6 protein-coding genes and 2 pseudogenes are annotated in these 11613 nt (G+C 69.9%); 5 read left to right on the top strand and 3 right to left on the bottom strand.

All coding sequences use genetic code 11. From position 1 onward, the window contains the following. Positions 1 to 166: 166 nt before the first annotated feature. Positions 167 to 2092: a beta-CASP ribonuclease aCPSF1 gene (locus GJ634_RS11315; RefSeq protein ID WP_157502878.1), complete on the bottom strand. Its 1926-nt coding sequence runs from the start codon at positions 2090 to 2092 to the stop codon at positions 167 to 169. Between the two features lie 258 nt (positions 2093 to 2350). Between GJ634_RS11315 and GJ634_RS11310 the strand changes: the two genes are divergently transcribed. Further along, complete coding sequence (locus GJ634_RS11310; RefSeq protein ID WP_157502877.1) at positions 2351 to 2833, top strand: hypothetical protein; 483 nt, start codon at positions 2351 to 2353, stop codon at positions 2831 to 2833. Positions 2834 to 2920: 87 nt separating this feature from the next. On the opposite strand, the gene GJ634_RS15595 is transcribed toward GJ634_RS11310, so the two are convergent. Continuing rightward, a complete protein-coding gene (locus GJ634_RS15595; RefSeq protein WP_197425498.1) occupies positions 2921 to 3082 on the bottom strand; it encodes a hypothetical protein in 162 nt (53 codons plus the stop codon). A gap of 57 nt (positions 3083 to 3139) precedes the next feature. Then, a complete protein-coding gene (locus tag GJ634_RS11305; protein ID WP_331714131.1) occupies positions 3140 to 3859 on the bottom strand; it encodes a helix-turn-helix domain-containing protein in 720 nt (239 codons plus the stop codon). Between the two features lie 206 nt (positions 3860 to 4065). On the opposite strand from GJ634_RS11305, the gene proS reads away from it, so the two are divergent. The 4 genes and pseudogenes from proS to egsA all read left to right on the top strand — a co-directional run. Continuing rightward, complete coding sequence (gene proS / locus GJ634_RS11300; RefSeq protein WP_157502876.1) at positions 4066 to 5568, top strand: proline--tRNA ligase; 1503 nt, start codon at positions 4066 to 4068, stop codon at positions 5566 to 5568. A gap of 228 nt (positions 5569 to 5796) precedes the next feature. Beyond that, positions 5797 to 10247: pseudogene (gene gltB / locus GJ634_RS11295) on the top strand (glutamate synthase large subunit). A 73-nt stretch (positions 10248 to 10320) separates the two neighbouring features. Continuing rightward, positions 10321 to 11310 (top strand): SDR family oxidoreductase, encoded by a 990-nt coding sequence (locus GJ634_RS11290; protein ID WP_157502875.1) that lies wholly within the window; start codon positions 10321 to 10323, stop codon positions 11308 to 11310. A gap of 60 nt (positions 11311 to 11370) precedes the next feature. Then, a pseudogene (gene egsA / locus GJ634_RS11285) lies at positions 11371 to 11613 on the top strand (NAD(P)-dependent glycerol-1-phosphate dehydrogenase); the annotation flags it as partial.

Below are 11613 nucleotides of genomic sequence, written 5' to 3'. Positions count from 1 at the left end.
GGCGGGCGCGGCGACCGCGGGGCCGACGAGCGCCGTCGCCACCACTACCGCCGCGACGAACAGGCTCGCCGCTCGTGTCTGCGTCACGACGAACAGTACCGGAACGGAGAGTATAGTGCTGTCGGCTCCCGTGACGGCGGCGAACCGGGCGAAGTGCGAGAGGTTGTCAGACGAAGCGGAACGTCTCGAGGTTCTTCGGCGCGAACGTCCGCATGTTGTACTCGTGGTAGAGCGCGCTCGAGAGGTCCTGCGTGGACGACTCGTCGCCGTGGACGCAGAGCACCTTCTCCGGGCGCGGGTTCATCGTGCGCACGAAGTCCTCGAGGCCCTGCCGGTCGGCGTGGCCGGAGAACCCGTCGACGGTCTCCGTGTCCATCTTCAGTTCGAGGCGCTCGGTGCGGCCGCTGCCGCGGGAGTCCGGCATCGGAATCTCGTCCCAGCCGGACTGGATGCGGCGGCCGAGCGTCCCCTGGGCCTGGTAGCCGACGAACGTCATCGTGGAGTTCGGGTCCGGGCCGATGTGCTGGATCCAGGACATGATGGGGCCGCCCTCGACCATCCCCGAGGTGGAGAGGATGATGCACTCCTCGCCGTCCGCGACCTCCTGTCGCTCCTCCTCGCCGCCGTCGATGTGGTTGAACTGGGGCGCGAGGAACGGGTTCTCGTCCTCGTGGAAGATGCGGTCGCGGAGGTCGTCGCGGAGGTACTCGGGGTAGGTGGTGTGGATGGCGGTCGCCTCCCAGATCATGCCGTCGAGGTGGATGGGCATCTCGGGGATGTCGCCCTCGCGCATCGCCTCCTCGAGGACGAGCATCATCTCCTGGGAGCGGCCGACCGCGAACGCCGGAATCAGCACCTTCCCGCCCTGCTCGTAGGTCTCGTTGATGACGCGCTTGAGCTTCCGCTCGGAGTCCTCCTGGTCGGTCTGGTAGTCGTTCCGGCCGCCGTACGTGGACTCGAGGACGAGCGTCTCCACGCGCGGGAAGTCGTTGACCGCGCCGTTGAACAGCCGCGTGTCGTCGTAGTGGATGTCCCCGGAGAACGCGACGTTGTAGAGGCCGTCGCCGATGTGGAAATGCGAGACCGCCGAGCCGAGGATGTGGCCGGCGTTGTGGAACGTGAGCTTCACGTCCGGCGCGATGTCCGTGACGTCGCCGTACTCCAGCGGGATGGTGTGCTTGATGGCCTCGCGGACCATCTCGGAGTCGTACGGGGGCGTCCGCCCCTCCTTGGCGGCGACGTCGAGGTAGTCCAGCGTCAGCAGCCCCATCAGGTCGCGGGTCGGCTCCGTGGTGTAGATGGGGCCGTCGTAGCCGTACTTGAACAGCAGCGGGATGAACGCGGAGTGGTCGAGGTGGGCGTGCGTGAGCACGACCGCGTCGATGGAGTTCGCGCCCGCGCCGAGGGCCTCCTGGACCTGCAGGTAGGGGACCTCGTCCTCGCTGCCGGGCTTGTCCCCGCAGTCGATGAGGATGCGGGTCTCGGGCGTCGAGAGGATGAAGCTCGCGCGGCCGACCTCCCGGCAGCAGCCCAGCGTGGTGATGCGGACGTACTCGTCGTCGCTCATCTCCTCGCGGTGGATCTGCCGGCCGACCTTCTCGAGGATGTCCCGCCGGTCGTCGCGCTCGGACTTCAGGAAGTTCCGGACGTTCGAGACCGTCGAGGACTCGATGGGCGGCGTGCGCACGACCTCGGGCGTCCAGCCCGCGGCCTCCGTGATTTCGCGGAGGGTGGAGCCGTGGCGGCCGATGACCATCCCGGGCTTCTCGGCCTCAATGACGACCTCGCCGGTGTCCTCGTGGAAGTCGAGGTCGGTGACGCCGGCGTCGTCCGGGATGACCTCGAGAATCTTCTCGCGGGCGGTCTCCGGTCGGGAGAGCACCGCGGGGTCGGGGCGGACGGTGATTCGCTTGCGGAGCTTGCTCGCGAGCTTCCGGACGAGGTCGCCGTCCTGGGCGAACTGCTTGGGGTCCCGCGTGTAGACGACGAGCTCGGGACCCTCGTACTTCACGTCGGTCACCGAGATGTCCGGCGGAATCTCGTTCGTAATCTCGTCCTGTAACTCCTCGAGTTGCTGGTCTACAGTGCTCATAGTCAGTGAATGAGGCCTCCTGCGTCCGAGTCTCCGAAGCGGTCACGCTCGGCCCGCCGGAGGCGGGGCGACGAGCGGACCGGAGAACGTGGTGAGTAGACACACGCTGTCGTCATTCCAGTGTGGAGACCGGTGGTTCCGGCCGAAGGCGGCCGGGCCGCGGGGATTACTGCAGGAGAACCCGCTTACCCCGCAATATGCGTTTCCGGTTATAAAAGCCTTCGCAAACTTGGTAGTCCTTGACGCACGAGCGGACGCATGGAACTGACGCCGGCGGCGGTCGCGGCGGAACACGAGTGGGTGCTCGAACGCGCGGACGTCGTCGTCCCGCTGGTCAACGACGTCCGTGACGCGCTCGGCGACGCCTTCGACACCGACGTCGCCGCCGTGACCGAGGAACAGTACCGGGACGCCGTCGACGAGGTGTTCGCGGACGGCGACCGCGCGGTGAACGTCGCGGCGCTGGTCGCGCTGCTCCGGGACCTCGACGTCACCGACGACTACCCGGGGTTCGTCGTGGACGAGCTGCTCGGCCGCGAGCTCGCCGCGATGGTCGCGGGCGAACAGCCCCGGCGCCTGCTCGCGGAGTCGACCTTTCACTACGCGGACGTCCACACCGGCGGCGCCGAGGAGGCCGGCCGGGACGACCTGGACGCCGCGCTCGCGGCGGGCGTGCAGACGCGGCTCCCTGGCTGGGCGTGGACGGAGACCGAGAGCCCGTTCGCCGTACGGCCGCGGTGACGCCGGCTCGACGACGCAAGCGGCCGCACGCGTCGCTGACCAGTGATTCGAGTCGATTCGGCGCCGAAAAACGTCGGTGACCGCGCGTCAGTTCGGCCGGTCTTCGCCGATCTCTAGGTCCTCGTCGGGGAGCTCCGGCGCCTCCGACGGGTCGACTGCGGTCTCGAGCGTGCGTTCGACGTCGCGCTCGCGGAGTTGTTCGCGCTTCTTCTGGCCTTGCCGTTCGCGGCCACGCTTCGTGTCACCCATACCATGCGGGACGTTCTCATACCACTTAACTCTCTCGCCGGTCCCGGGAGCGCCCGCTCAGAGCGCGTTCTCCACGAACTGGGAGACGACGAGGTCCTCGGCGCTACGCAGGCGGTACTGGACCGTCGAGCGCGGGATGCCGAGGTCGTCGCTGAGGTCGCTGACGGTGACCTCGCGCGGCCGCGAGTAGTAGCCGGCCTCGACGGCGGCCTCCATGACCGCGCGCTGCTCGGGCGTCAGCTCGGCGACCACCCGGGACTCCGCGTTCCAGTTGCCGGCGCTGGAGAGCCGGGACAGCGACAGCGAGAGGCCGTCCCGGAGCTGCGCCTCGATGGTGTCGTAGAGCTCGCCGACGGACTGCTCGTCGGGGTGGAGCACGCGCCACCGGTACTCGTCGTCGCTGCGGCGCGCCTCGAAGACGACGCCGTCGCCGACGTGCTCGTGGACGTAGTGGGGGACCGAGTGGCAGTCGTAGACCTCCTCGCGGAACGTGTAGACGGTCCGGGAGTTCGCGGACTCGTCGAGGACGTGGTACTCGCGGTAGGTGTCGCAGTCCGGGAGGTCCAGACACTCGTTGCACCGCGACTCGTCGAGGAAGACGTCGTCGAAGGCCGCGAGGGCCTCCTCGGTGCCGGTGGCGTGGTCGATGCGCCACATCCGCTCGCGGGTCGTGAAACAGACCGAGGTCCACGCCGTCAGACTGTCGTGCTCGACGAAGCAGTCCATGAGGGCGTCGCTCCCCGGTTCGTACGTCACGGTGAACTCGAACTCGCGCACGCCACACACTACGCGCCCGAGAACTTAGTTACTGCCAATTCGTCCCGTCCCGCGCTCGCCGACGAATCGTCGCGCTGACGAGTGCTGTGTTCAGTCCGCCCTCGGCTCTCGCCCGCTGGTTAGCTATGACCAACTTCGTCCCGGGTCCGAGGCGCGTCCGCACACCTTCACGGGTTTTAAGAGCGCGTCAGGCCTGTCTTGGAGTAATGAGCGACGAACAGGAGCTCGGCATCACCGAGTCCAAGGAGCACAGCCCCGGCGAGTGGTACGCCGAAGTGGTCCAGAAGGCCGAACTGGCGGACTACGCGCCGATGGGCGGGTTCATCGTGACGCGGCCCCGCGGGTACGCCCTCTGGGAGGCGATTCAGGACAACCTCGACTCGTGGTTCAAGCAGACGGGCGTCGACAACGCCTACTTCCCGATGTTCATCCCGGAGTCGTACCTCGAACGCGAGAAGGACATCGTGGAGGGGTTCGACCCCGAGGTGGCGTGGGTGACGCAGGGCGGCCACGAGGAGCTCGAGGAGCGCCTCGCCGTCCGCCCCACGTCGGAGTCCATCGTCGCGCCGTACATGGCCCAGTGGGTGCGCTCGCACCGCGACCTCCCGCTGCGCCTGAACCAGTGGAACTCCGTCGTGCGCTGGGAGGCGACGGAGACGAAGCCGTTCTTCCGCACGAAGGAGTTCCTCTGGCAGGAGGGCCACACCGCGCACGCGACCGACGAGGAGGCGTGGGCGGAGACGACGCTGCGCCTCGATCAGTACCAGCGGCTCTACGAGGACGTCCTCGGGATGCCCGTGCTGCGCGGGCGCAAGCCCGACCACGACAAGTTCCCGGGCGCGGACACCACTACGACCGTCGAGGCGCTGATGCCCGACGGGAAGTCCGTGCAGGGCGGCACGAGCCACCACCTCGGGCAGTCGTTCGCGGAGGCGTTCGACATCACGTTCAGCGACGTCGACGAGGAGGAGCGCACCGCCTACACGACGTCGTGGGGGCTCTCGTGGCGCGCCATCGGCGCGCTCGTGATGAGCCACAGCGACGACCAGGGGCTGGTGCTGCCGCCGACGGTCGCGCCCAAGCAGGTCGTCATCGTCCCCATCTGGCAGGAGGACACCAAGGAGGACGTCCTCCAGTACTCCTCGGAGATCGCCGCGGAGCTGGAGAGCCAGGGCGTGCGCGTCCACCTCGACGACCGCGACGAGCGCAACCCCGGCTTCAAGTTCAACGAGTGGGAGCTGAAGGGCGTCCCCGTGCGCTTCGAGATCGGCCCGAACGAGGTCGAGGACGAGGAAGTGACGGTCGTCCACCGGCCGGACGGCGAGGACGCCGTGGAGGACCGCGCGGACGTGACGGCCGCGGTTCACGAGCACCTCGACGCGGTGTACGAGAAGCTCTACGACGCGGCCGCCGAGCGCCTCGAGGAGAACGTCCGGGAGGCCGAGAGCCGCGAGGAGATTCTGGGCACCATCGGCCAGCACGGCGGCTACGTGAAGGCGCCGTGGTGCGGCGACGAGGCCTGCGAGGGCGAGATCAAAGACCAGATCCACGCCGAGATCGTGCTCGTGCCGCTGGCCGAGGACAGCGCCGCGCGCGCCGCCTCGGAGTTCGACGACGAGCACCTGCCGACCCCCGACCACGAGGGGAAGGAGTGCGCGGTCTGCGGGGAGCCCGCCGAGGAGACGGCGTTCTTCGCGAAGTCGTACTGACCGGCGACTATTTGTCACGGTCGATTATTTAATGGGGGATGCGGTCGAACCCGAGAGTAGAGACCACCACGCCACCACATCCTCGAACGGCGCCGTCGGGCGCCGGCGTCACGGTTCGCGGGCGGTACGCGCTCCGGACGCGGATACCTTAATCCACCTTATACGAATCTATATTACCATTAGTGATTCAGGAGTAGGGTTTTACTCGGTCGTGATACAGACTGGCACATGCACCAGTCCGACAGCACGAACAACCTCCTCGCAGACCCGACCGACGAGCGGTCGAACTGCGGGGTCGGGGTCGTCGTCGACCTCGACGGGGGGCAGTCCCACCGCGTTCTCTCCGACGCACTCGACGTACTGGAGAATCTCCAACACCGCGGCACCACGGGCGCCGAGGAGAACACCGGCGACGGCGCGGCGCGCTCATCCAGACGCCCGACGAGTTCTTCGCCGACGTCTTCGACGGTCTCCCGGACACCTACGCGGTCGGTTCGTTCTTTCTCCCGCAGGACGCCGACGAGCGCGCGGCCGTCGTCGACGACGTCGAAGCCGCGCTCGCCGGCCACGGCCTCGCCGTCGACGCGTGGCGCGACGTCCCCACCGACAACAGCGGCCTCGGCGCGACCGCCGTCGACTCCGAGCCCCACGTCGCGCAGGCCGTAGTACGTCCGAACGGTGCCGAGGACTTCCAGAAGGCGCTGTACGTCGGCCGGCAGGCCGTCGAGGACGCCGTCGACCACGAGCGCTTCTACGTCTGCTCGCTCGACGAGGACACCGTCGTCTACAAGGGCCTCCTGAAGGGCGACCAGGTCGCCGACTACTACCCCGACCTCACCGACGAGCGCGTCGAGACCGGGTTCGCGCTCGTGCACGCTCGCTTCTCCACGAACACGCTGGGCGCGTGGCACCTCGCCCACCCCTACCGGTCGATTATCCACAACGGCGAGTTCAACACCATCCGCGGGAACGTCAACTGGATGCGCGCCCGCGAGGCCGACCTCGACGCCGAGGGGTTCACCGACGACGAGCTGGAGACCGTCCTCCCGGTCATCGACGACCCCGAGCAGTCCGACACCGCGAGCGTCGACAACGCCCTCGAACTGCTGATGCAGACGGGGCGCTCGCTCCCGCACGCGCTCCGCATGCTCGTCCCCGAGGCGTGGCAGGGCGACGACGAGATGAGCGAGGCGCGCGAGGAGTTCTACGACTACCACGCCAGCCTCGTCGAGCCGTGGGACGGTCCCGCGCTCGTCATCGGCACCGACGGCGACCGCATCGGCGGCGTGCTCGACCGCAACGGCCTGCGGCCGTGCCGCTACGAGAAGCGCTCGGACGGCACGCTCGTGATGGCGTCCGAGCAGGGCGCCCTCGACGGCGACGTCAGCGAGGTCGAGGAGCGCGGCCGCCTCCGGCCCGGCCAGCTGTTCCTCGCGGAGCCCGGGGAGGGCGTCGTCGACGACGAGGACGTCTTCGAGGAGCTCACCGACGAGAAGTACGGCGAGTGGGTCGCCGACCAGCAGCTCCGCCCGGAGACCGGGGAGGACGTGCTGCCGAGCGACCCGACGGAGGACCTGCGGGGCGCGCAGGCGATGTTCGGCTACACCCGCGACGAGCTCGACGAACTGGTCGCGCCGATGGTCCAGGACGGCAAGGACCCCGTCGGCTCGATGGGCGACGACGCGCCGCTGCCCGGCATCTCCGAGTTCAACCACCCGCTGGCGTCGTACTTCCGCCAGCTGTTCGCGCAGGTCACGAACCCGCCGATCGACTACATCCGCGAGGACCTCGTGACGAGCATGGAGACCCGGCTCGGCAGCCAGAACAACCTCCTCGGGGAGTCCCCCGAGCACGCCGAGCAGGTCGTCCTCGACAGCCCGGTGCTCGCCGACAGCGACCTCGACGCGGTCGTGAACGCGGGCCTGCCGACGAAGACGCTGGACCTCTCCTTCGACCCCGACGGGTCGCTGGAGGACGCCGTCGAGCGCATCCAGCGCGAGGCCGCCGACGCCGTCGAGGACGGCGTCGAGCTGCTCGTGCTCTCCCAGCGGTCCGCCGGCGAGGACGCGATTCCGGTGCCGAGCCTGCTGGCGACCGGCGCCGTCCACCACCACCTCACCCGCGAGGGGCTGCGGGCGCGCGCCGGCCTCGTCGTCGAAGCCGGCGACGTCCGCACCGTCCACCAGCTCGCGGCGACGGTCGGCTACGGCGCGGGCGCGGTCAACCCCTACCTCGCCATCGAGTCCGCCCGCGACATCGTCGCCGGGCCGGACGGCCCCGCCCCCGAGGAGGCCGTGTCGTCGTACCTCACCGCGCTCGAGGACGGCCTGCTGAAGGTGATGGCGAAGATGGGCATCTCGACGGTCGAGTCCTACCAGGGCGCCCAGATCTTCGAGGTCGTCGGCCTCGACTCGTCGGTCGTCGACCGGTTCTTCGCCGGGACGCCGAACCGCACGGAGGGCGTCGGCCTCGAGGAGCTGGAGGCCGACGTCCGCGCGCGCCACGACGCGGGCTTCGACGACGACCCGGACGTCGAGCGCGTCGGCGAGTTCGAGAACCGCACGTCCGGGCGGTTCCACCAGTGGAACCCACAGACCGTCCACAGCCTCCAGGAGGGCGTCGACAACGGCGACTACGCGGCGTTCCAGGACTACGCCGAGCACGTCAACGACCAGGCCGAGCAGCTCCAGACGCTGCGCGGCCTCCTCGAGATCGACGGCGAGGACCGCGAGAGCGTCCCCGTCGAGGACGTCGAGCCGGCGTCGGAGATCGTCGAGCGGTTCTCGACGGCCGCGATGAGCCTCGGCAGTCTCAGCCCGGAGGCCCACGAGACGAACGCCGAGGCCGCCAACGACATCGGCGCGAAGGCGAACACGGGCGAGGGCGGGGAGCCGCCCGAGCGCTTCGGCACCGAGAAGGAGTGCGCCATCAAGCAGGTCGCCTCCGGTCGGTTCGGCGTGACGAGCACGTACCTCTCGTCGGCCGACGACCTCCAGATCAAGATGGCGCAGGGGTCCAAGCCCGGCGAGGGCGGCCACCTCCCGGGGAAGAAGGTCAACGAGATGATCGCGGACGTGCGGTGTTCGACGCCGGGCGTCGGCCTCATCAGCCCGCCGCCCCAGCACGACATCTACAGCATCGAGGACCTCAAGCAGCTCATCTCCGACCTCCGCGCGGGCAACCCGGACGCCCGCGTGCACGTGAAGCTCGTCTCCGAGGCGGGCATCGGCACGGTCGCGGCGGGCTGCGCGAAGGCTGGCGCGGACTGCATCCACATCTCCGGGCACGACGGCGGCACGGGGGCGTCCCCGAAGACGTCCATCAAGCACGCCGGCCTGCCGTGGGAGCTCGGGCTCGCCGAGGCGAACCAGCTGCTCGTGGAGACCGGGCTGCGGTCCCGCGTCACGCTGCGGGTCGACGGCGGCCTGAAGACCGGCCGCGACGTCGCCGTGGGCGCGCTGCTGGGCGCCGAGGAGTTCGCGTTCGGCACCGCGTCGCTGGTGTCCGCGGGCTGCGTGATGGCCCGCATCTGCCACACGAACAACTGCCCGACCGGCGTCGCCACGCAGGACCCCGAACTGCGGGAGCGCTTCCGCGGCACCCCCGAGAAGGTCGCGAACTACCTCACGTTCGTCGCGCGCGAGCTCCGCGAGGTCCTCGCGGAACTGGGCTACACGAGCGTCGAGGACGCCGTCGGGCGCGTCGAACACCTCTCGCAGACGGACAGCGACCACCCGAAGGGCAAGCACATCGACCTCTCGCGGGTGCTCGCCGAGCCCGAGGGCGACGGCCGCACGCACACGGTCGAACAGGACACGCCCGACATGGCCCTCGACGAGAGCATCATCGAGGACGCACAGGCCGCCATCGCGGGCGAGGAGTCCGTGTCGCTGTCCCGGGAGATCACGACCCGCGACCGCACCGTCGGCGCGCGCGTCTCCCACGCCGTCAGCAGCGAGCACGGCGTCGAGGGGCTGGCCGACGACAGCCTCCGCGTGTCGCTGACCGGGAACGCCGGCCAGTCGTTCGGCGCGTTCCTCGCGTCCGGCGTCACGATGTCGCTGACCGGCGCCGCCAACGACTACGTCGGGAAGGGGCTCTCGGGCGGCACGCTCGCCGTCGAGACGCCCGCGGACGCGGGCTTCGAGCCCGCGGAGAACACGCTCGTCGGGAACGTCGCGCTGTACGGCGCGACCGACGGCGAGTGCTACGTCAACGGCGTCGCGGGCGAGCGCTTCGCCGTGCGGAACTCGGGCGCCCACGCCGTCGTGGAGGGCGTCGGCGACCACGGCTGCGAGTACATGACCGGCGGCATCGTCGTCGTGCTCGGGGGCGTCGGGCGGAACTTCGCCGCGGGGATGTCCGGCGGCGTCGCGTACGTCCACGACCCCGACGGCGACTTCGAACAGCGCTGCAACACCGGGATGGTCGCGGTCTCCCGGGACCTCTCGGAGCGCGACGAGTCCGCGATCCGCCGGCTCGTGGAGAACCACGCCGCGCGCACGGACAGCGACCGCGCGGCCGAACTGCTCGGCAACTGGGAGGAGGCGGTCTCGGAGTTCGCGGTCGTGATGCCGGACGCCTACCGGGACGCCATCGACGAGCGCCCGGAGGCGGACGCGCGCCGCTCGCTGCCCGCCAGCGCCACCGAGGGCTCGCTGGCCGGCAGCGCCGACTGACTCCGACTGCGTTTTCGCCGTCGCTCGCTCTCGAATAGCCACCGCTTTTGTGGCGGCCACCCCTCGCTCCGGTATGGAGTCCGCGCTCGTGGTCGGCGGCACGCGGTTCATCGGCCGCCACCTCGTGGAGGAACTGCTCGCCCACGACTACTCGGTGACGACGTTCAACCGCGGGAAACACGACGACCCGTTCGCCGACGACGACCGCGTCCACCACGTGCAGGGCGACCGCACGGACCGGAAGGCGCTGTTGACCGCGAAGCGGGAGGTCGAGCCGGACGCGGTCTTCGACTGCGTGGCGTACAAGCCCCGGGAGGTCGAGCACGCAATCGACGTCTTCGGCGGCGTGGACGCCTACGTCTACGTCTCCAGCGGGTCGGCGTACGCCGCCGACGACGTGCCGAAGCGCGAGGGCGAGACGGAGCTGGAGAACTGTACGGCCGAGCAGGCGACGGACGACTCGATGGCGACGTACGGCCCGCGGAAGGCCGCCGGCGACCGCATCGTCTTCCAGGCCGCCGAGCGCGGCGTGAACGCGATGAGCGTGCGGCCGACGGTCGTCTACGGCCCCCACGACTACACCGAGCGGCTCGCGTACTGGGTCGACCGCGTCGCCGAGCACGACGAGGTCGTCGTCCCGGGGGACGGCACGAACCTCTGGCAGCGCGTCTACGTCGAGGACGTCGCCAGCGGGCTGCGCCTCGTCGCCGAAGAGGGGACGCCGGGGGAGGCGTACAACCTCGGCGACCGGAACGCCGTCACCCTCGACCGCACCCTCGACCTGATCGCGGACGCGCTCGGGACGGACGTCGAGCGCGTCTACACGAGCCCGCGGGAGCTCGACATCGTCGACCTCGAGCCGACCGACTTCCCGCTATACCGGGACTACCCGCACCTGCTGGACACGACCAAAGTCGAGGAACTGGGCTGGGAGTCGACGCCCGTCGAGGCGGCGATGGACCGGACCGTCGCCGCGCACCGCGAGCACGGCCGCACCGGCGAGGAGGAGGGGCCGGGCCGGGAGGACGAGCAGCGCCTCGTCGACGTGCTCGGCACGGTCTGAGGCGCCGCGAGCGAGGCGACGACGAGTAGACTTTTACTGGTCGGCGGGCGACGGTGTGGCATGTTCCAGAAGTCGACGTGGATCCGCCTCCCGCGCAGCGTCGTGCTCGGCCACGACGTGCTCGAGCGCACGCGGGAGGTCGTCGTCGAGACCCACCTGACGGGGCGGCCGCTGGTCGTCACCAGCGAGACGCCCCGCGAGGTGGCCGCCGACCGCATCGTCGCGCAGTTCGAGGCCGCGGGCGACGACCCCGAGGTCGTGGTCGTCGAGGAGGCGACCTTCGACGCGGTCGAGGACGTCCTC

The organism is Halobacterium sp. CBA1126 (genome assembly GCF_009741975.1).
GTDB lineage: Archaea > Halobacteriota > Halobacteria > Halobacteriales > Halobacteriaceae > Halobacterium.
The sequence above is the reverse complement of the archived record's forward strand: the minus strand, read 5'-3'. Positions and strand labels throughout refer to the sequence as shown.